Source organism: Micromonospora globbae (assembly GCF_036184225.1).
GTDB classification, from domain to species: Bacteria; Actinomycetota; Actinomycetes; order Mycobacteriales; family Micromonosporaceae; genus Micromonospora; species Micromonospora globbae.
On the sequence record NZ_CP108084.1, the window covers coordinates 1 to 20388 of the forward strand.

Here is a 20388-nt window from a genome sequence, read left to right on the forward strand (position 1 = left end):
TGTGTGGTTGTTCTTTGAGAACTCAACAGGGTGCTTGATAAGCCAGTGCCAATTTGATTTATTGCCCCGTGCTGGTCGGGCCTTTTGGTTTGGCTGGTGGGGATTCCTTTGGCAACTTTTGTTGCTGGGATGATTTTCCAAGTTTTTGTTGGAGAGTTTGATCCTGGCTCAGGACGAACGCTGGCGGCGTGCTTAACACATGCAAGTCGAGCGGAAAGGCCCTTCGGGGTACTCGAGCGGCGAACGGGTGAGTAACACGTGAGCAACCTGCCCTAGGCTTTGGGATAACCCCGGGAAACCGGGGCTAATACCGGATAGGACCTGGCGTCGCATGGCGCTTGGTGGAAAGTTTTTCGGCCTGGGATGGGCTCGCGGCCTATCAGCTTGTTGGTGGGGTGATGGCCTACCAAGGCGACGACGGGTAGCCGGCCTGAGAGGGCGACCGGCCACACTGGGACTGAGACACGGCCCAGACTCCTACGGGAGGCAGCAGTGGGGAATATTGCACAATGGGCGGAAGCCTGATGCAGCGACGCCGCGTGAGGGATGACGGCCTTCGGGTTGTAAACCTCTTTCAGCAGGGACGAAGCGCAAGTGACGGTACCTGCAGAAGAAGCGCCGGCCAACTACGTGCCAGCAGCCGCGGTAAGACGTAGGGCGCGAGCGTTGTCCGGATTTATTGGGCGTAAAGAGCTCGTAGGCGGCTTGTCGCGTCGACTGTGAAAACCCGCGGCTCAACTGCGGGCCTGCAGTCGATACGGGCAGGCTAGAGTTCGGTAGGGGAGACTGGAATTCCTGGTGTAGCGGTGAAATGCGCAGATATCAGGAGGAACACCGGTGGCGAAGGCGGGTCTCTGGGCCGATACTGACGCTGAGGAGCGAAAGCGTGGGGAGCGAACAGGATTAGATACCCTGGTAGTCCACGCTGTAAACGTTGGGCGCTAGGTGTGGGGGGCCTCTCCGGTTCTCTGTGCCGCAGCTAACGCATTAAGCGCCCCGCCTGGGGAGTACGGCCGCAAGGCTAAAACTCAAAGGAATTGACGGGGGCCCGCACAAGCGGCGGAGCATGCGGATTAATTCGATGCAACGCGAAGAACCTTACCTGGGTTTGACATGGCCGCAAAACCGGCAGAGATGTCGGGTCCTTCGGGGGCGGTCACAGGTGGTGCATGGCTGTCGTCAGCTCGTGTCGTGAGATGTTGGGTTAAGTCCCGCAACGAGCGCAACCCTCGTTCGATGTTGCCAGCGGTTCGGCCGGGGACTCATCGAAGACTGCCGGGGTCAACTCGGAGGAAGGTGGGGATGACGTCAAGTCATCATGCCCCTTATGTCCAGGGCTTCACGCATGCTACAATGGCCGGTACAATGGGCTGCGATACCGTGAGGTGGAGCGAATCCCAAAAAGCCGGTCTCAGTTCGGATCGGGGTCTGCAACTCGACCCCGTGAAGTCGGAGTCGCTAGTAATCGCAGATCAGCAACGCTGCGGTGAATACGTTCCCGGGCCTTGTACACACCGCCCGTCACGTCACGAAAGTCGGCAACACCCGAAGCCGGTGGCCCAACCCTTGTGGAGGGAGCCGTCGAAGGTGGGGCTGGCGATTGGGACGAAGTCGTAACAAGGTAGCCGTACCGGAAGGTGCGGCTGGATCACCTCCTTTCTAAGGAGCACCATCCAGCGAAAGCTGGCATGGAGCCCGCGCTGCCCGAGTGTGGTGGCGGGGTGCTCAATGGCGGAGACACTGGCGAGTCTTTCCTGGCAACGGCTGGGTTCTTCTAGTACGGCCACCTCGGTGGTGTGGAACGGAGGTCCTGGTGCGGCTGGGTGGAGACGGATAGCACCCTGTTGGGTCCTGAAAGAACAACCGGTGGTTGTCTTTCAGAGCCGAAGCTTGAGGCGTTGAGCCTTGAGGGGCGCCAGGCATGGCCTGGTCTCGCAAACGGGATCTTGTTTGGGTCCAGGTGTGGGGCTGTGGGTTGTGGGTTGGCCGTTTGTTGAGAATTGCACAGTGGACGCGAGCATCTTTGTGGTCAAGTTGTCAAGGGCGGACGGTGGATGCCTTGGCACCAGGAGCCGATGAAGGACGTGGGAGGCCGCGATAGGCCTGGGGGAGCTGTCAACCGAGCTGTGATCCCAGGGTGTCCGAATGGGGGAACCTGGCTGGAGTCATGTCCAGTCACCCGCACCTGAACTCATAGGGTGTGTGGGGGGAACGCGGGGAAGTGAAACATCTCAGTACCCGTAGGAAGAGAAAACAACATGTGATTCCGTGAGTAGTGGCGAGCGAAAGCGGATTGAGGCTAAACCGGCTGCGTGTGATACCTGTCAGGGGTTGCGTGGTCGGGGTTGTGGGACCCTGCTGAGTGTACTGACATGCACTCGAGGAGTGATAAAGCCAGTGGTTAGTCGAACAGTCTGGAAAGGCTGACCGTAGACGGTGATAGTCCGGTAGGTGAAAGCTGCTGGTCTTCTGTGGGTGTTCCCGAGTAGCGGCGGACTCCTGAAATCTGCCGTGAATCTGCCAGGACCACCTGGTAAGCCTAAATACTTCCTGGTGACCGATAGCGGACGAGTACCGTGAGGGAATGGTGAAAAGTACCCCGGGAGGGGAGTGAAATAGTACCTGAAACCGTTCGCCTACAATCCGTCGGAGCCTTTCGGGGTGACGGCGTGCCTTTTGAAGAATGAGCCTGCGAGTTAGTGGCATGTGGCGAGGTTAACCCGTGTGGGGGAGCCGTAGCGAAAGCGAGTCTGAATAGGGCGTTGAGTCGCGTGTCCTAGACCCGAAGCGGGGTGATCTAGCCATGGGCAGGCTGAAGCGCGGGTAAGACCGCGTGGAGGGCCGAACCCACCAACGTTGAAAAGTTGGGGGATGACCTGTGGTTAGGGGTGAAAGGCCAATCAAACTCCGTGATAGCTGGTTCTCCCCGAAATGCATTTAGGTGCAGCGTCGTGTGTTTCTTGCCGGAGGTAGAGCACTGGATGGTCTAGGGGGCCCACAAGCTTACCGAAATCAGCCAAACTCCGAATGCCGGTAAGTGAGAGCGCGGCAGTGAGACTGCGGGGGATAAGCTTCGTAGTCGAGAGGGAAACAGCCCAGATCACCAGCTAAGGCCCCTAAGCGTGTGCTAAGTGGAAAAGGATGTGGGGTCGCATAGACAACCAGGAGGTTGGCTTAGAAGCAGCCACCCTTTAAAGAGTGCGTAATAGCTCACTGGTCAAGTGGTTCCGCGCCGACAATGTAGCGGGGCTCAAGCACACCGCCGAAGCTGTGGCACTCACACAGGTACTTCGCCGGATTCCTTTGGGGGTCTGGTGCAGGTGTGTGGGTGGGTAGGGGAGCGTCGTGCCGGGGGTGAAGCAGCCGGGTGACCGAGTTGTGGACGCGGCACGAGTGAGAATGCAGGCATGAGTAGCGAAAGAAGGGTGAGAAACCCTTCCGCCGGATGACCAAGGGTTCCAGGGCCAGGTTATTCCGCCCTGGGTGAGTCGGGACCTAAGGCGAGGCCGAGAGGCGTAGTCGATGGACAACGGGTTGATATTCCCGTACCCGCGTAGGAGCGACCCTGACGAACCTCGTTGTGCTAACCACCCGAACTGTGGGCGGTCTTCGGACCGACTGCGGGGAGCGTGGGAACCTGGCGGGTAGTAGTCAAGCGATGGGGTGACGCAGGAAGGTAGCTGAGCCCGGCCGGTGGTTGTGCCGGGGTAAGCGTGTAGGCCGGCGTGTAGGCAAATCCGCACGCCATGAGGCTGAGACGTGATGCCGAGCCGATTCAGGTGAAGTCAGTGATCCTATGCTGCCGAGAAAAGCCTCTAGCGAGTTCCGAGCGGCCCGTACCCCAAACCGACACAGGTGGTCAGGTAGAGAATACCGAGGCGATCGGGCGAACTGTGGTTAAGGAACTCGGCAAATTGCCCCCGTAACTTAGGGAGAAGGGGGGCCGGAGACGTGAAGCCCCGCGCGGGTGGAGCGTTGTATGGCCGCAGAGAGCAGGGGGAAGCGACTGTTTACTAAAAACACAGGTCCATGCGAAGAAGTAATTCGATGTATATGGACTGACGCCTGCCCGGTGCTGGAACGTTAAGGGGACCTGTTAGCTCTTTCGGGGGCGAAGCGGAGAACTTAAGCGCCAGTAAACGGCGGTGGTAACTATAACCATCCTAAGGTAGCGAAATTCCTTGTCGGGTAAGTTCCGACCTGCACGAATGGCGTAACGACTTCCCCACTGTCTCAACCACAGGCCCGGCGAAATTGCACTACGAGTAAAGATGCTCGTTACGCGCGGCAGGACGGAAAGACCCCGGGACCTTTACTACAGCTTGACATTGGTATCCGGATTGGCTTGTGTAGGATAGGTGGGAGCCGGTGAAGCTCGTACGCCAGTGCGGGTGGAGGCAATCTTGAAATACCACTCTGGTTGATTTGGGTATCTAACTTCGGACCGTTATCCGGTTCAGGGACAGTGTCTGGTGGGTAGTTTAACTGGGGCGGTTGCCTCCTAAAGGGTAACGGAGGCGCCCAAAGGTTCCCTCAGCCTGGTTGGCAATCAGGTGTTGAGTGCAAGTACACAAGGGAGCTTGACTGTGAGACTGACGGGTCGAGCAGGGACGAAAGTCGGGACTAGTGATCCGGCACTTGCGTGTGGAAGCGGTGTCGCTCAACGGATAAAAGGTACCCCGGGGATAACAGGCTGATCTTCCCCAAGAGTCCATATCGACGGGATGGTTTGGCACCTCGATGTCGGCTCGTCGCATCCTGGGGCTGTAGCAGGTCCCAAGGGTTGGGCTGTTCGCCCATTAAAGCGGTACGCGAGCTGGGTTTAGAACGTCGTGAGACAGTTCGGTCCCTATCCGCCGTGCGCGTAGGATACTTGAGAAGGGCTGTCCCTAGTACGAGAGGACCGGGACGGACGAACCTCTGGTGTGCCAGTTGTCCCGCCAGGGGCACGGCTGGTTAGCTACGTTCGGAAGGGATAACCGCTGAAAGCATCTAAGCGGGAAGCTCGCTTCAAGATGAGGTATCCCACCACTATTAGTGGGTAAGGCCCCCAGCTAGACGACTGGGTTGATAGGCCGGAGATGTAAGCTCGGTAACGGGTTCAGTCGACCGGTACTAATAGGCCGAGGACTTGACTTACAAAGCTGCTACGCGTCCACTGTGCAACTCCCGACAAACGAACAACACACCCGAACGGTGGTTGGTGTTGTTTGATATGTCGATAGAGTTACGGCGGTCATGGCGGAGGGGAAACGCCCGGTCACATTCCGAACCCGGAAGCTAAGCCCTCCAGCGCCGATGGTACTGCACTCGTGAGGGTGTGGGAGAGTAGGACGCCGCCGGACATTCTTTCGGTCAGGGTCACCCCCTTTACAGGGGGTGGCCCTGACACCGTTTACGCACCCTTTTCCGGACGCATTCCGCCGCCTGGCCGCGTGCCCGCGGAAAGCGCCGGTGACTAGTCGGCCTCCCTGGGATTCGCGACTGCCCGAGCACAGGCGAGCGGCGGGCGCCCGCCACATCAGATGGAGGGCGCATTGCCCCACGAGCGGCCGGCGCACGCCCATCAGCCGGAGAGCGGGACCGCCGGGGGTCGCACCGGGAGAACCGAAAGGCGTCGGCGAGAACCGGAAGGCGCCCGGAGAACCGAAAGCCGCCGGGGAGAGGCCGGGAAGAACCGGAAGGCGCCGGGGAGGACCAGAGGCGCCGCGCGTAGCAAACGTGCGGTCAGCCGCGCGTCTGCACGGCCGCCCGGATGTCGCGGAACAGCGCGCTGGCGGCGTCGACCGTCCGGCCCGGGAACATCGCCATGACGACGCTGCCGTGGTCGGCCCAGCCGCAGACGGCGAAGTCGCCGCCCTCGCCGCTGGTCGTACCGCATTTCATGACGCCCCCGAGTTCGCCCGCCGGCACCTCGCGGAGGCCCGTCACCCGGCCCGTCTCGTCGCCCATGAGGCCGAAGAGGGTGTCCAGGTCGCGTTCCGGTTGCCAGAGGAGGGTGGTGCCCCCGAAGATCAGGACCGAGCGCTTCTCGTCCGCCGGGTCGCGGTAGACGGTGCCGAAGCTGCGGTCCAGGTCGATGTCGGCGGCGATGCCGCTGCGCAGGTAGTCCGCCGTGCTGCGAGCCCGCTCGCTGTCGTCGCGGGTCAGGCCGGCCACCTGGTCCGGCGACGTGATCCTCGTGTCCTTCTCCTGGGCCACCCGCCAGCCCATGGTCCCCAGCGCGCCGGCGCCGGCGAGACCCACGGCGAGCGCTGCCGCCCACGCGATCCGTCGCCGCCGTGACCGCGCCGTCCGTTGCCGCGGAGCGCCACCCGGGTCCCGGGTGCTCAGCTGGATCGGCTCCTCGGTCAGCTCGAGGGGCTCCGGTCCGTCGTCGAACCGACGATCGGTGAGATGTGCGTCGGACATAGCCGACACCGTACGCGAATGACAGGTGGCGCACGTCGGGTCGGCCGAAGCCCTCCGTAGACTTTCTCGGGTGACCGAGAGACTGGATGCCCGACGCCCCGACGCCCCCACCCTGCCCGGCCAGTACCAGCCGGGTGAGGTAGAGCAGCGACGGTACGAGCAGTGGGTAGCCGCCGGCCACTTCCGGGCGTCGGCGGAGAGCGACAAGCCCCCGTTCACCATCGTCATCCCGCCGCCGAACGTGACCGGTTCCCTGCACATGGGCCACGCCCTGGACCACACCGTGCAGGACGCCCTGGTGCGACGCAAGCGCATGCAGGGCTACGAGGCGCTGTGGCTGCCCGGCATGGACCACGCGGGCATCGCCACCCAGAACGTGGTGGAGCGGCAGCTCGCGGCGCAGGGCCTGTCCCGGCACGACCTGGGCCGGGAGGCGTTCGTCGAGCGGGTGTGGCGGTGGAAGGCCGAGTCGGGCGGCGCGATCCTCGGCCAGATGCGCCGGCTCGGTGACTCCGTCGACTGGACCCGCGAGCGCTTCACCATGGACGAGGGCCTGTCGCGCGCCGTCCAGACCATGTTCAAGAAGCTGTACGACGACGGGCTCATCTACCGGGCCGAGCGCATCATCAACTGGTGCCCGCGCTGCCTCACGGCGCTCTCCGACATCGAGGTGGAGCACACCGACGACGAGGGTGAGCTGGTCTCGATCCGCTACAGCGACGACGTCGTGGTCGCGACCACCCGGGCCGAGACCATGCTCGGTGACACCGCGGTCGCCGTGCACCCGGACGACGAGCGGTACCGGCACCTGATCGGCACCGAGGTCGAACTGCCGCTGACGGGCCGCCGCATCCCGATCGTCGGCGACGAGCACGTCGACCCCTCGTTCGGCACCGGCATGGTCAAGGTGACCCCGGCGCACGACCCGAACGACTTCGAGATCGGCCAGCGGCACGACCTGCCCTCGCTCACGATCATGGACGAGCGGGGCGTCATCACCGCGCACGGCCCGTTCCAGGGCCTGGACCGGTTCGAGGCCCGCCCCGCCATCGTCGCGGCGCTGCGCGAGCAAGGCCGGATCGTGGCGGAGAAGCGGCCGTACGTGCACGCGGTGGGCCACTGCTCGCGGTGCCGTACGACGGTGGAGCCCCGGCTGTCGCTGCAGTGGTTCGTCAACACGTCGCCGCTGGCGAAGGCGGCCGGTGACGCGGTCCGCGACGGGCGGGTGAAGATCGAGCCGGCGGAGCTGGCCAAGCGGTACTTCGCCTGGGTCGACAACATGCACGACTGGTGCATCTCCCGGCAGCTGTGGTGGGGGCACCGCATCCCGGTCTGGTACGGCCCGCAGGGCGAGGTCGTCTGCGTCGGCCCGGACGAGGAGCCGCCGACCGGTGAGGGCTGGCGCCAGGACGAGGACGTGCTGGACACCTGGTTCTCCAGCGGGCTGTGGCCGTTCTCCACGCTCGGCTGGCCGGAGCGCACCCCGGACCTCGCGAAGTTCTACCCCACCAGCGTCCTCGTCACCGGGTACGACATCCTCTTCTTCTGGGTCGCCCGGATGATGATGTTCGGCCTGTACGCGATGGACGGCACGCAGCCCTTCGACGTCATCGCCCTGCACGGCATGGTCCGCGACGAGCACGGCAAGAAGATGTCGAAGTCGTTCGGCAACGTGGTCGACCCGCTGGACTGGATCGACCGGTACGGCGCCGACGCCACCCGCTTCACCCTGGCCCGGGGCGCGAACCCCGGTGGCGACGTGCCGGTCAGCGAGGAGTGGTGCCAGGGCTCGCGCAACTTCTGCAACAAGCTCTGGAACGCCACCCGCTTCGCGCTGCTGAACGGCGCGCACACCGACGGGCCGCTGCCGGCCGCCGAGCGGCTCTCGACCGTCGACCGGTGGATCCTCTCCCGGCTCGCGCACGTCACGGCGGAGGTGGACGAGCAGTTCGAGGCGTACGAGTTCGCGAAGGTCTGCGACCTGCTCTACCACTTCGCGTGGGACGACGTCTGCGACTGGTACGTCGAGCTGAGCAAGCCGGTGCTCGCCGCGGGTGGGCCGGCCGCCGACGCCACCCGCCGGGTGCTGGGTCACGTGCTCGACCAGCTGCTGCGGCTGCTGCACCCGGTCATCCCGTTCGTCACCGACGAGCTGTGGACCGCGCTCACCGGCGGGGAGAGCGTGATGGTCGCCGCCTGGCCGGTGGCCGACCGTACGCTCGTCGACGACCCCGCGGAGAGCGAGGTCGCCACCCTCCAGCGGGTGGTCACGGAGATCCGGCGGTTCCGCGCCGACCAGGGGCTGCGGCCGACCCAGCGTGTGGTCGCCCGGCTCGACGGTCTCGCGGCGGCGGGCATCGCCGCGCACGAAACGCTGATCCGCTCGCTGGCCCGGCTCGACCCGGCCGGCGACGACTTCCAGGCGAGCGCCACCCTGGCCATGCCCGGCGAGGTGAGCGTGGCGCTGGACACCCGGGGCTCGATCGACGTGGCCGCCGAACGGGCGCGGCTCGGCAAGGACCGGGCGGCCGCCGAGAAGGAGGCCGCGCAGGCACGGGCGAAGCTCGACAACCCGGCGTTCGTGGGCAAGGCCCCCGAGCACGTGGTCGCGAAGATCCGGGAACGGCTCGCGGTGGCCGAGGCGGACCTGGTCCGCATCGACGCCGCGCTGGAGGCGCTGCCCTCGTGACCGATCACGACGCCTTCACCCGGGTGGAGGCCGAGCTGGCCGAGCGGGGCTTCACCCGGATGGTCTTCGAGCTGGACCGGATCGAGTCCCTGCTCGACCTGCTCGGCAGCCCGCAGCGGGCGTACCCGTCGATCCACCTCACCGGGACCAACGGCAAGACGTCGACGGCCCGGATGATCGACTCTCTGCTGCGCGCGTTCGGCCTGCACACCGGCCGCTACACGAGCCCCCACCTGGAGACGGTCCGGGAGCGGATCAGCCTGGACGGGGAGCCGGTCAGCGAGGAGCGGTTCGTGGCCACCTACCGGGAGGTGGCCCCGCTGGCCCGGCTCGTCGACGAGCGGTCCGCGGAGCCGCTGACCTACTTCGACATGACCACGGCGCTGGCGTTCGCCACGTTCGCCGACGCGCCGGTGGACGTGGCGGTCGTCGAGGTGGGGCTCGGCGGGGCGGAGGACTCGACGAACGTGCTCCAGGCCGGGGTCGCGGTGATCACCCCGATCGGGCTGGACCACACCGAGTGGCTCGGCGACACCATCGAGGACATCGCCCTGCACAAGGCCGGCATCATCCATTCCGGCGCCACGGTCATCTCGGCCGCGCAGGAGGAGGAGGCGGCCCGGCCCATCCTGGAGCGGTGCGCCGAGGTGGGCGCCACCATCGCCCGGGAGGGGTCGGAGTTCGGCGTCCTGCGCCGGGCGGTCGCGGTCGGCGGCCAGGTGCTGACCCTGCAGGGGCTCGGTGGCGTGTACGAGGAGGTCTTCGTCCCGCTGCACGGCGCCCACCAGGCGCAGAACGCGGCGGTGGCGCTGGCAGCGGTCGAGGCGTTCCTCGGCGCCGGCGCCCGCCGGCAGCTCGACGTCGAGGCGGTACGCGAGGGGTTCGCGGCGACCAGCTCGCCGGGCCGGCTGGAGCGGGTGCGCAGCGCCCCGACGATCCTGCTCGACGGCGCGCACAACCCGCACGGGATGGCCGCGACGGTCACCGCGCTCCAGGAGGAGTTCGCGTTCAGCAAGCTGGTGGCGGTCGTCGGTGTGCTCGGCGACAAGGACGCGGCCGCCCTGCTGGAGCTGCTGGAGCCGGTGGTCGACCAGGTGGTGGTCACCCGGAACAGCTCGCCGCGGGCGATGCCGGCCCGCGAGCTGGCCGCCCTGGCCGCCGAGGTGTTCGGTCCGGAACGGGTCGAGGTGGCCGAGGAGATGCCGGACGCCATCGAGGCGGCGGTGGCCCTGGCCGAGGAGGACGTGCCGGGTGAGCTGAGCGGAGTGGGTGTGTTGATCACCGGATCGGTGGTGACCGTGGCCGACGCCCGCCGGCTGCTGAAGCGATGAGCGGCCCCGAGCAGCCACGCCGGTCGGGGCTGCGGGACCCGCAGCGGGCGGTGCGCGGCCTTGGGGCGGCCACGTTGACCCTCGAGGCGCTGGTGCTGCTGCTCGCCATCCAGCCGATCCGGGTGGTCGGCGGTGACCTCGGCGGTACCGCGATCGGCGCCGTGGTGGCGCTCGCCGTGGTGGCCGTGGTGCTGGCCGGCCTGATCCGCCGGCCGTGGGCCTGGAACGCCGGCACCGTCCTGCAGGGACTGCTGATGCTGTCCGGCCTGCTGCACTGGTCGCTGCTGGTGCTCGGCGTCATCTTCGCCCTGGTCTGGGGCTACGCCCTGCACGTACGCCGGGTGATCCTCGGCTAGGGCCGCAGCAGACAGCGGGCCCCGGGGTGCCGAGGCGGCCCCCCGTCGCGGCCCCGGCGGGCTCAGGCGTCGGCGCGTTCCCGCCACTGGGTGAGGGCGATGCCGTGGCCGTCGGGGTCGCGGAACGCGGCGGCCCACACCTCCAGCTTCGTGCCCCGGTTGACCACCCGGGGCGCGTACGTGAAGCGGACGCCGGAGTCGCGCAGCCGCTCGTACGCCGCCTCGATGTCGTCGACCTCCAGGTTCACGTGCACCAGCCGGCGGCTGACCGGCGCGGCCTCGGTGACCTGACGCAGCACCAGCCGGGTCGAGCCGGAGGCGAGCACGGCGTTGCCCGTGCCCTGGTCGACCTCGGTGAAGCCCAGCACGTCCCGGTAGAACCCCAGCGAGCGGGACAGGTCGGTCACCAGCAGGGTGAGTCCCACGCCGCTGATCGGCCCGACCGGGTCGGACGGCTCGTCGGCCGGGCCGGCCGGCTCGTAGCCGAAGATCGCCTCGTCCAGCTCGGCCGCGCTGACCGGCTCGTCCCGCGGCTCGCGGGGCGTCGCCGGGTCGTCCAGCGGCAGGTCGAGCGGGTCGGCCGGATCCTCCCGCGCGGGGGCCGCCGCGGCGGGCACGTCGAAGTCCTCCTCGGCGGGGGACCGGGGAGCGGGCGTGGCCCGGCGGGGCAGCGGGTTGGCCGGTTGCGGCTCGACCAGCGTCCCCTCCAGCACGACCGGGCCGCCCGGGCGCTGGTGCACGACGACCGGCTCGCGCTCGTCCCGCGGGACACCCGGGTCGTCGGGCAGCGGATCGCCGAGCGGGCCGCGGAAGTCGTCCTCGGCGGAGCGGCCGGCCCACGGCGGCGCGTCCTGCTCGATGAGCACCTCGTCCACCGGGTCGAGGTCGGCGTACTCGGGCGGCAGGTCGGCGGTGGCCGCCGCCGCGGTCTCGGCGTGGGTGGGCACCTCGTCCCAGAGCACCCGGACGTGCCGGGGGTCGTCCAGCGCCACCCGGATCGGCAGGGTCTGCCCGAGCGACGGCCACTTTGACACGGGGACGCGCGGCTCGATGATCTTCTTGCTGCGGGGCGGCAGCCCCGGCGCGTCGATGACCAGTTGCAGCTCGCAGCGGCCGAAGGCGTACTGGGTGGGCGGCTCGGAGGCGCTGTGCACGTGCCCCTCGCCGACGACCCACGTACGCCCGCCGGCCCGGACGGTGGCCAGCGCGATCGCCAGCACCAGCAGGGCGGCCCCGAGCGCCACGATGGCCCAGCTGGTCATGCCGAGGCCGAAGAGCATCACGAAGGTGGCCACGGTGCCGAGCACCGCGGCGATCAGCTTCCGTACCGGCGCGATGGGTCGGCTGCCGCCGTTCGCCACAGTGGACCTCCCGGGGGTCAAGGGCCAGGCTAGGCCGGAAGGGCCGCCGGGGGGAAGGCCGGCCGCCGCGCCGGCGCCGGGACCGGGTCGCTAGGCTGACCGTACCCAGACAGCCCGGCTTCCGCGCACAGGAGGAACCCAGCGTGTCCAGCACCAGCCCCGATGAGCGCACGCTCGTACTGATCAAGCCCGACGCGGTCCGCCGGGGGCTGGTCGGCGAGATCATTTCCCGGTTCGAGCGCAAGGGGCTGCGCATCGACGCCATGGTGACCCGGACCATGGACGCGGCGCTGGCCGACGAGCACTACGCGGAGCACGTCGACAAGCCCTTCTACCCGCCGCTGAAGACCTTCATGACCGGCGGCCCGCTGGTCGCCATGGTGCTCTCCGGCGACCAGGTCATCGACGTGGTCCGGGGCCTGGTGGGGGCCACCGACGGGCGCCGGGCGGCGGCCGGCACGATCCGTGGCGACTACTCCCTGTCGAACCGGGAGAACCTGGTGCACGCGTCCGACTCGGTGGACAGCGCGAAGCGCGAGATCGCGCTCTGGTTCCCCGAACTCTCCTGACGCCGCGGCTCAGTCGGGCAGCCCGGGCATTTTCGCCGGGTTGCCCACCATGTACAGGTCGGTGATCCGGCCCTCCGACACGGCGAGCGTGAGCGCGTAGACCGTGCCGTCGGACTTCTCGACGAGAGCGCCCGGCTGGCCGTTGAGCTCCAGCCAGCGGGTCCGCACCGGCCTGCGGCCGTAGACACCGGCCGCGAAGCGGATCACCCGCTCCGCACCGATGATCGGGTTGCGGGCGGCCTTCACCCGTCCACCCCCGTCGGTCCAGGCGATCGCGTCGCGGGCGACCAGGCCGGTCAGCGTCGCGAGGTCGCCCTCGCGGGCGGCGGCCAGGAACGCGTCGAGCAGCCGCTCCTGCTCCGCGCGGTCCGCCGTGAAGCGGCGCCGGTCCTGGTGCACCCGGGCCTCGGCCCGGTGGTGCAGTTGCCGGCAGTCGGCGGGGGAGCGGTCCAGGATCTCGGCGATCTCCGTGTACGGCAGGTCGAACGCCGTGTGCAGCACGTAGACCGCGCGCTCCGGCGGGCTCAGCCGTTCCAGCACGTGCAGCAGCGCGGTGGCGAGGGAGTCGCGCAGCTCGGCCCGGTCCAGCGGGCCGAAGGGGGACGGCTCGGTCGGCACCGGCTCGGGCAGCCACGGCCCCACGTACGTCTCGCGGGCGGCCTGCCGCGCCCGGAGCCGGTCCAGGGCGAGGCGGGTGACCACCCGCGAGAGGTACCGCCGTGGCTCGGCCACCGAGGTCCGGTCGACGGCCACCCAACGCAGGTACGCCTCCTGGAGCACGTCCTCGGCGTCGTGCCGGCTGCCGAGCAGGCGGTAGGCCAGGCCGAGCAGCATCGGCCGGTGCGCGTCGAGCGCACCGGCCGCCGCCACGGCGTCGGTGGTGGTCACTCCTGCGTCGGAGGCTGCTTCCGGGTGGTCACCGAGATCCTGTTCCACACGTTGATTGTCGCGATGGCCACGATCAGGTCGGCGAGCTCCTTCTCCGACCAGACCTTCGCCGCCTCGTCCCAGACCTCGTCCGGCACCCCGTGCTCGCCGAGCCGGGTGACCGCGTCGGTGAGCGCCAGCGCGGCCCGCTCCCGCTCGGTGAAGAAGGGCGCGTCCCGCCAGGCCGCCAGGGCGAACAGCCGCCGGCTCGACTCCCCGGCGGCCAGCGCGTCGGTGGTGTGCATGTCGACGCAGAACGCGCAGCCGTTCAGCATCGACGCCCGGATCTTGACCAGCTCGTACACCGTGTGGTCGACGTTCGACCGGGCGTACTTCTCCAGGCCCAGCACGGCGTGGTACGCCTCCGGCGCCACCGTGGTCACGTCCATCCGTTGCATGACAACCTCCCGTGTCGGTGTGACACCGGTACGACGGGTCCGCCGGGTCGCGGTGTGACAACAAGGGCTGTGACGCCGATCATGTCCTGCCGGTCAGCCGGCGTTCCGGCCGTGGACACCCGGGACGCGGGAACCGGTCATGTCCGCCCGGTACACCCACGGGGTCAGTCCCCGATCCGGGAGGAACGATGACCGAGCTTGATCGACGTACGGTGCTGCGGGCCGGCCTGGTGGCCGGCGCCGGCGTGGTGGGTGGCGGCCTGCTGGGCGGCGGCGCCGCGCCGGCCGCGCCCGCGTGGCGGCCCAGCGGGCGTCCCGTGCTCACGCACGGCGTGCAGAGCGGCGACGCGACGGCGGACTCGGCGCTGGTGTGGACCCGCGCAGACCGCCCCGGGCGGATGCTCGTGGAGGTGAGCCGCCGCCCCGACTTCCGGGGCGCCCGGCGGGTCACCGGACCGGTGCTCGACCCGTCCGGCGACTTCACCGGCACCGTGCGGCTGCGCGGCCTGCCCGCCGGCGAGCGGCTGCACTACCGGGTGCGGGTGGAGAGCCTCGACCGGCACGGGCTGGTGAGCGAGCCGCTGACCGGCACCCTCACCACCGCCGCGCGCCCGCACGACCGGCGGGACGTCCGCTTCGTCTGGACGGGCGACATCGCCGGCCAGGGCTGGGGCATCGCCCCGGACTTCGGCGGCATGTCGATCTTCAGCGCCATGCGGGCCACCCGCCCCGACTTCTACCTGTGCAGCGGCGACAACGTCTACGCCGACGGGCCGCTCACCGAGACCGTGGCGCTGCCCGACGGGCGGATCTGGCGCAACATCGTCACCCCGGAGAAGAGCAAGGTCGCCGAGACGCTGACCGAGTACCGGGGCCAGTACGCGTACAACCTGCTCGACGAGCACCTGCGCCGGTTCCTCGCCGAGGTGCCGCAGGTCAACCAGTGGGACGACCACGAGGTGACCAACAACTGGTACCCGGGCGAGATCCTCACCGACGACCGGTACACCGAGCGCCGTGTCGACGTGCTGGCGGCCCGGGCCCGGCGGGCGTACGGGGAGTGGGTGCCCACCCCGCGCGACGGCCGGCTCTACCGGCGCCTGTCGTACGGGTCGCGGCTGGACGTCTTCGTGCTGGACATGCGGACCTGGAAGGACCCGAACGACGGCAACACGTACGCCGACCCGAACCGCGGCCTGCTCGGCCGGGAGCAGCGCGAGTGGCTCGTCCGGGAGCTGACCCGGTCCCGCGCCACGTGGAAGGTGATCGCGGCCGACCTCCCCATCGGGCTGGTGGTGCCGGACGGGCCGGGCGCCCAGGAGGGCGTGGCCCAGGGCGACCCGGGCGCGCCGGCCGGGCGGGAGCTGGAGTTCGCGCAGGTGCTGCGGGCGGTCCACCGGGCCGGGGTGACCGGCGTCGTCTTCGTCACGGCCGACGTGCACTACACGGCGGCGCACCACTACGACCCGGCCCGCGCGGCGGTCGGTGACTTCACCCCGTTCTGGGAGTTCGTCTCCGGGCCGGCGCACGCCGGCGCGTTCGGCCCGAACGCCCTGGACGGCACGTTCGGTCCGGAGGCCGTCTTCGTGCACGCCCCGCCGCGGGCCAACACGTCGCCGGCCGAGGGATACCAGCACTTCGGTGAGGTGAGCATCGACGGCGCCACGGGCGCGCTCACCGTCCACCTGCGCGACCGCGCCGGCGTCTCCCTCTGGACCCGCACCCTCCCACCCCCAGTCCGCTAACCCCGCGCCCCGGGCTTCACCCCCGCGATCTTGCACTTGCTGCCCCGGCAAACCGGGCTCAGACCGGCAAAACGAGGGCCCAAAGTGCAAGATCGCGGGGAGAAGGGGGTGGGGCGCGGGGGTGCGCCTCGACGGGTGACCGGGGGGCCTCGGTCGGGTATGAGATAGCAGGTGGGCGGTGGCCCGGCGTCTTTCGACCAGCCGCCGGCCGGTTCGCCACCCCGTCGGTGCGGCGGGGCGGCGTCCGCTACCGTGACACCGCCTGCTTCGCACACGATCCGCCGGAGGAACAGTGCCGCTGCTCTACACCATCGGCAAGCTCACCGTGGCGCCCGCGCTGCGGCTGGCGTTCCGTCCGACCGTGGAGGGGTTGGAGTACGTGCCGGAGACCGGTGGCGCCATCTTCGCCGGCAACCACCTCTCCGTGGCCGACGAGCTCTTCCTCGGCACGGTCGTCCCGCGGCACCTCGCGTTCTGGGCGAAGTCGGAGTACTTCAAGGGCGTCGGACTGAAGGGCGCGTTCTCCAAGTTCGTCCTCACCGGTCTCGGCGCCATCCCCGTCGAGCGGGCCGGCGGGCGGGCGGCGCTGTCCGCCTTCGACGCCGCGATCCCGGCGCTCAAGGCCGGTGACCTGGTGGTCGTCTACCCGGAGGGGACCCGGTCGCCCGACGGGCGGCTCTACCGGGGGCGCACCGGCGCCGTGCGGCTCGCGCTGGCCGCCGGCGTGCCGATCATCCCGGTCGGCACGATCGGCACCGAGAAGGTGCAGCCGATCGGGGCGCGGATGCCCCGGCCCGGCGCCGCGAAGATCACCGTCCGGTTCGGCAAGCCGCTGGACTTCACGGGCCGCTCCGACGACCGGACCTCGCTGCGGGCCATGACCGACGAGGTCATGAGCGAGATCCAGAAGCTCACCGGCCAGGAGTACGTCCCCCGGTACGCCCCGCCGCGCGCCCACCCCGACCCGACCCGCGACGGCCCCGCCTGACCGACCGCGGTCACGGCGGGTCGGCGCCGCGGCGCTCCTCCTGCGCGACGACCTCGTCGACGTCCGGCAGGCGGTCCAGTTGGGCCAGCTGCCGGGCCGTCCGCGCGTCGGGCGGCAGCCGGTCCCGGTTGCGCGCCAGGAACGCGACGTGGCCCGCCGTGTACGGGCACCCGTTCCCGCCGAGGCGCTGCCCCGGGTCGTACCGGCAGCCGCCGCAGTAGTCGCTCGCCCGGTCGATGGGCGACCCGCCGGCGGCGTACGGCGTCGTGGCCGTCCGGCCGAGGTCGGCGTACTGGCTCGGGCCGGCGACGTTCACCGTCATCGCCCAGACGAACCCGTCGACGAAGCTGCGGTGGAAGAAGTCCACCATCTCGGCCGGCCGCCAGCCGCGCTGCCGTCCGTAGTTCCCCAGCACCATGAGCCGCGCGACGTGGTGCACCCAGCCGTGGTCGCGCACCTCCGCCAGGACGTCGGAGAGGCAGCGCGCCCGCACCGCGTCGGCGTCCAGGTCCCGGAACCAGTCCGGCACCGGCCGGCGTACGGCGAGCCGGTCGCCGCCCAGGTGGTCCGGCTCGACGTACCAGTACAGGTTCCAGACGAAGTCCCGCCAGCCGAGGATCCGCCGGATGAAGCCCTCCACGCTGGAGAGCGGGGCGCCCTGCCGGCGGTACGCCTGCTCGGCCCCGCGTACGGCCTCCATGGGGTCGAGCAGGCCCAGGTTCAGGGAGGTGGAGAGCAGGCTGTGCGCCAGCCACGGGTCGGCGGCGAGCATGACGCCCTCGTACGGGCCGAAGTGCGCCAGCCGGTGCCGCAGGAAGTGCCGCAGCCGCGCCTTGGCCTCCGCGGCCGTCGCCGGGAACCGGCGCGGGCCGTCCCGCCCGACGAACCGCACCCCTTCCCGCTCCCACCGGTCGAGGTCCGCCCGAACCTCGGCGTCGATGTCGTCCTCGGTCGGCACGGGCGGCGGCGGCACGTCGAGCCGGCGAACCCCCTTCGGACGCGGGCCCCGGTTCCCCGGGTCCGGGCTCCAGCGGCCGCCCACCGGTTCGTCCCCGTCGAGGAGCACCCGGTGGCGCTGCCGGGCGAACCGGTAGAACGCGTCGAACCGGAGCGCGCCCCGGCGCCCGTCGGCCCACTCGGCGAAGTCGTCGATGGTCGTCACGAAGCCGCGCGGCGGCAGGACGGCGACCCGGTCCAGCCCGCGGACGAACCGCAACGCCGACCGGGAGGTCGGATGGCACACCTCCAGCGGCCCGGGCACCCGGCGCAGCGCCTCGCCGTACGTCTCGGTCCGCAGGAAGATCGCCTGGTCCCCGAGTTCGGCGGCGCGGTGGCGCAGGGCGGACAGCAGCAGGTGCGCCTTCTGGCGGTGGAACGCGCGGCGCCGGAAGACCGCCTTCGACTCGATCAGCAGCACCGGTTGGCGACGCTCGTCGAGGAAGTGCGGTCCCAGTTGATCGGCGAAGAGCCAACGCCGCGACATGTCCCAATTGTGGTTCTTGTGGCGTCTTAACGGTCGTAACGAAGGTGAAAACCGAGGGTGTGTCGGCTCAGCTTCGGCCGGGCGTGACGATCCGCGCCCGCAGCGTCTCGAGCAGGGCCGCGCTGTCCTGCACCGAGAGGCGCGTGAAGACGGCCGTCGCGATGCTGCCGTGGTCGACCGTCGTGCAGACCACCACCGTCCCGCCGTCGGCGCGGCCCACGGCGCAGCGCTGATGCCGGCCGCGTACGCCCGTGTCGATCTTCTCGACCTCCCCGAGCCGGTACGTGCCGGCGAGGCGGGCGATCTCGTCGTCCGCGTCCCCCTCCGGGTCGAGCCGGACGCCGGTCGCGCCGAAGACGGTCACCTGCTTGCCGTTCGGGTCGGTGTAGACACCGGCGAAGGTCTCCTCGGCCAGCCAGTGCTCCTTGCGTACCTCCGTCTCCAGCCGGCGCGCGGTCTCCTCGCTGCGGTTGTCGTCCCGCAGCGACAGGTCGGCCACCTGGGCGGGGAGTGAGGCGTGGACGGGGTACTGCGACCAGATCGGCCGGCCGTAGTACGCGGGGCAGCCGCAGCAGCAGGCGATGGTGAGCAGCAGCACCCACGGCCAGCGGCGTCGCCGGCGGACCGGCACGTACCCCTTCGGGGCCTGCCAGTCGGGCGGCGGCGCGGTCGGGCGCCGCTTCGACCGGCGTTGCCGTGGTGGGGTCGGCGTCGTCGCGGGGGCCGGTACCGGCGGGCGGCCGGCCGGCGGTGCGACAGGCGGCGGCGCCATCGGAGGTGGTGCGACCGGAGGCCGGGCGGCCGGCGGCGACACCGGGTGGACGACCGGCGGGGGCGCCACGGGGTGAGCGGCCGACGGGGGCGGCGCGGGGTGACCCGGCACCGGACGCGCGGGCGGCGGCGCGGGGTGACCGGGCGGCGGCGCGGGGTGACCGGGCGGCGGCGCGGGGTGACCCGGCACCGGACGCGCGGGCGGCGGCACGGGGTGACCCGGCAGCACGGGGCGACCCGGCGGTGGCGACAGCGGGTGAGCGACCGGCGGCGCGCCAGCGGGCGGCCCGGAGTAGGGGCGCGTGGGCGGCGGTGCCGGGTAGGGGAGCGTCGGCGGCAGGGGCGGCAACGCCGGCAGCTCGGCCGAGGGCAGTTCCCAGCCGCCGGTGTCCGCGCCGGCCCAGGGGTCGACGGGAACCTGGTGCTCCGGGGCGTCCGGCAGGGGCGGCGGCAGCGGGGTCGGCTCGGCCGACTCGCCCCAGGAGCGCCGGCGGGGCGGTGGGGGCGGCACGGGGGCGGACCCGCTCCACCGGGGCGCGGGGTCGGGAACCTCGACGGCGGGCATCCGCCGGGTGCCCGTGGGCCCGACCTCGGGCGCGGAGGCCGGCCCGTCCGGCGCGGAGGCCGGCGCGGGTCCGTCGAGCCGCTGGGTGGCTTCGGGTACGGCAGGTCCGGCGTCGGCGGTGGACCGCGCTACGTCGGTGCCGTCGGTCGGCTCCGGGGCGGCGTCGGCGATCGCCCGCGTCGCGTCGGTGCCCGCCGTGGCGGCGGCGTCCCTTGCCGGCGTGGCGTCGGCGCGCGGCGTGGCCGCGTCAGTCCGTGCGGCGGAGCCCGGCGGTGTGGTGTCGGTGCCGGCCGTGGCGGCGTCGCCGTCCGCCGGCCTGGCGTCGGCACGCGGCGTGGCGGCGTCCGCGTCGGGGTCCGCCGCGGCGGCGCCGTCGGCCGGCGTGGCATCCGCGGCGGCCGCGTCTGGCGTGGTGTCGGTGCCGGCCGTGGCGGCGTCCGTCGGAGTGGCGTCGCGGTCCGTCGGCCTGGCGTCGGCGGCGTTCGCGGCGTCGGCGGGCACCGCGGCGTCGGCGCTCGCCGCCGCCTCCGGCACGGTCGGCGCCGCGGCGTCGGCGCTCGTCGTCGGTGTCTCCGGCGCGGTCGGGGCCGCGGTGGCGTCGGCCTGGGGTACGACGGGGGAGGTCGCGTCCCCGGCGACGGCCGGATCACGGTCCGGCCCCGTGCCCGGGGTGCTCCCGTGGGCCGGCCGGTCCGTCCCCGGCTGCGGCATCGCGGCAATCTCCTCTCGCGCCGACCCGAGGTTAGTACCGGCCCGCCAACCGTGGGGATCCGCCCACCGCGCGCCGGGACCGT

General features: G+C 70.3%; 12 protein-coding genes and 3 rRNA genes. 9 read left to right on the forward strand and 6 right to left on the reverse strand.

From position 1 onward, the window contains the following. Positions 1 to 145 precede the first annotated feature (145 nt). From OG994_RS00005 to rrf, 3 genes are all read left to right on the forward strand, one after another. A 16S ribosomal RNA gene (locus OG994_RS00005) occupies positions 146 to 1659 on the forward strand. 368 nt (positions 1660 to 2027) lie between these two features. Next, positions 2028 to 5139, forward strand: a 23S ribosomal RNA gene (locus tag OG994_RS00010). Between the two features lie 89 nt (positions 5140 to 5228). After that, positions 5229 to 5345, forward strand: a 5S ribosomal RNA gene (rrf, locus tag OG994_RS00015). The 16S, 23S and 5S rRNA genes sit together here, the layout of an rRNA operon. Positions 5346 to 5727: 382 nt before the next feature. Here rrf and OG994_RS00020 read toward each other — a convergent pair. Next, on the reverse strand, positions 5728 to 6411 hold the full coding sequence (locus OG994_RS00020) for a hypothetical protein (protein WP_328851819.1): 684 nt from the start codon (positions 6409 to 6411) through the stop codon (positions 5728 to 5730). 70 nt (positions 6412 to 6481) lie between these two features. Between OG994_RS00020 and OG994_RS00025 the strand changes: the two genes are divergently transcribed. The 3 genes from OG994_RS00025 to OG994_RS00035 are packed head-to-tail and all read left to right on the forward strand — an operon-like array spanning position 6482 to position 10787. Beyond that, entirely contained in the window at positions 6482 to 9100 is a 2619-nt protein-coding gene (locus OG994_RS00025) for a valine--tRNA ligase (RefSeq protein WP_120331167.1), read from the forward strand. A gap of 59 nt (positions 9101 to 9159) precedes the next feature. Further along, positions 9160 to 10431: a bifunctional folylpolyglutamate synthase/dihydrofolate synthase gene (locus tag OG994_RS00030; protein WP_240033159.1), complete on the forward strand. Its 1272-nt coding sequence runs from the start codon at positions 9160 to 9162 to the stop codon at positions 10429 to 10431. Continuing rightward, positions 10428 to 10787 (forward strand): DUF4233 domain-containing protein, encoded by a 360-nt coding sequence (locus tag OG994_RS00035; RefSeq protein WP_120331165.1) that lies wholly within the window; start codon positions 10428 to 10430, stop codon positions 10785 to 10787. The genes OG994_RS00030 and OG994_RS00035 overlap by 4 nt, the downstream gene beginning before the upstream one ends. 62 nt (positions 10788 to 10849) lie before the next feature. On the opposite strand, the gene OG994_RS00040 is transcribed toward OG994_RS00035, so the two are convergent. Beyond that, positions 10850 to 12148: a VOC family protein gene (locus OG994_RS00040; protein ID WP_328851820.1), complete on the reverse strand. Its 1299-nt coding sequence runs from the start codon at positions 12146 to 12148 to the stop codon at positions 10850 to 10852. Between the two features lie 143 nt (positions 12149 to 12291). On the opposite strand from OG994_RS00040, the gene ndk reads away from it, so the two are divergent. Next, positions 12292 to 12717, forward strand: a complete 426-nt coding sequence (ndk, locus tag OG994_RS00045) for a nucleoside-diphosphate kinase (RefSeq protein WP_120331163.1) — start codon at positions 12292 to 12294, stop codon at positions 12715 to 12717. Between the two features lie 9 nt (positions 12718 to 12726). On the opposite strand, the gene sigJ is transcribed toward ndk, so the two are convergent. Beyond that, the gene (gene sigJ, locus OG994_RS00050; RefSeq protein WP_328851821.1) at positions 12727 to 13605 is read right to left on the reverse strand and encodes an RNA polymerase sigma factor SigJ; all 879 of its coding nucleotides are present in this window, start codon (positions 13603 to 13605) and stop codon (positions 12727 to 12729) included. Further along, a complete protein-coding gene (locus OG994_RS00055; RefSeq protein WP_120331162.1) occupies positions 13602 to 14042 on the reverse strand; it encodes a carboxymuconolactone decarboxylase family protein in 441 nt (146 codons plus the stop codon). Before OG994_RS00055 ends, sigJ begins: the two co-directional genes overlap by 4 nt. Positions 14043 to 14230: 188 nt before the next feature. On the opposite strand from OG994_RS00055, the gene OG994_RS00060 reads away from it, so the two are divergent. Both OG994_RS00060 and OG994_RS00065 read left to right on the forward strand, forming a co-directional pair. Next, positions 14231 to 15787 (forward strand): alkaline phosphatase D family protein, encoded by a 1557-nt coding sequence (locus OG994_RS00060; RefSeq protein ID WP_328851822.1) that lies wholly within the window; start codon positions 14231 to 14233, stop codon positions 15785 to 15787. A gap of 292 nt (positions 15788 to 16079) precedes the next feature. Then, complete coding sequence (locus OG994_RS00065; protein WP_120331160.1) at positions 16080 to 16775, forward strand: lysophospholipid acyltransferase family protein; 696 nt, start codon at positions 16080 to 16082, stop codon at positions 16773 to 16775. 10 nt (positions 16776 to 16785) lie between these two features. On the opposite strand, the gene OG994_RS00070 is transcribed toward OG994_RS00065, so the two are convergent. After that, positions 16786 to 18258 carry a cryptochrome/photolyase family protein gene (locus OG994_RS00070; protein ID WP_328851823.1) on the reverse strand — a complete coding sequence of 491 codons (1473 nt, stop codon included), beginning with the start codon at positions 18256 to 18258 and terminating at the stop codon, positions 16786 to 16788. Positions 18259 to 18325: 67 nt separating this feature from the next. Continuing rightward, complete coding sequence (locus OG994_RS00075) at positions 18326 to 20305, reverse strand: hypothetical protein (protein ID WP_328851824.1); 1980 nt, start codon at positions 20303 to 20305, stop codon at positions 18326 to 18328. Positions 20306 to 20388 lie beyond the last annotated feature (83 nt).

Bases quoted from the DNA above. Each gene is read 5' to 3' on its own strand.
- OG994_RS00070 (WP_328851823.1), bottom strand. From the start codon at position 18,258: ATGTCGCGGCGTTGGCTCTTCGCCGATCAACTGGGACCGCACTTCCTC.
- OG994_RS00035 (WP_120331165.1), top strand. From the start codon at position 10,428: ATGAGCGGCCCCGAGCAGCCACGCCGGTCGGGGCTGCGGGACCCGCAG.
- OG994_RS00060 (WP_328851822.1), top strand. From the start codon at position 14,231: ATGACCGAGCTTGATCGACGTACGGTGCTGCGGGCCGGCCTGGTGGCC.
- OG994_RS00020 (WP_328851819.1), bottom strand. From the start codon at position 6,411: ATGTCCGACGCACATCTCACCGATCGTCGGTTCGACGACGGACCGGAG.
- OG994_RS00075 (WP_328851824.1), bottom strand. From the start codon at position 20,305: ATGCCGCAGCCGGGGACGGACCGGCCGGCCCACGGGAGCACCCCGGGC.
- OG994_RS00030 (WP_240033159.1), top strand. From the start codon at position 9,160: ATGGTCTTCGAGCTGGACCGGATCGAGTCCCTGCTCGACCTGCTCGGC.
- OG994_RS00055 (WP_120331162.1), bottom strand. From the start codon at position 14,042: ATGCAACGGATGGACGTGACCACGGTGGCGCCGGAGGCGTACCACGCC.